General features: G+C 40.7%; 1 protein-coding gene. It reads right to left on the reverse strand.

From position 1 onward, the window contains the following. On the reverse strand, positions 1–344 hold a 344-nt coding region (locus tag SB658_RS22550), incomplete at both ends, for an Lrp/AsnC family transcriptional regulator (protein ID WP_410602451.1).

Genomic DNA, 344 nt, shown 5'->3' on the forward strand with positions numbered 1-344 from the left:
GTTGAAACAACGGAATCAAGTGTCGATAATTTTTCAGACACGAAGCGGGCAATATCAGACATAGATCTTCCGCGGATCACAACAGATAGATCGTAAACACCTGACATGAGATAGACAGACTCCACTTCCTGAAAGCGGTAAATACGTTCAGCAATTTCATCAAATCCGACGCCTCTTTTTGGTGTCACTTTGACATCAATCATTGCTGTGACGCCTTCGTGACCATCTACTTTACGCCAGTCAATCATGGTTGAGTAATCAATAATGACTTTTTGATCTTCAAGTTTTTGAATAATCGCTTCTGCTTCTTCTGTTGTCACGCCTGCCATTTTTGCAATTGTATT

Origin of the sequence: Bacillus sp. SIMBA_008, assembly GCF_046535495.1 — a bacterium.
GTDB classification, from domain to species: Bacteria; Bacillota; Bacilli; order Bacillales; family Bacillaceae; genus Bacillus; species Bacillus subtilis.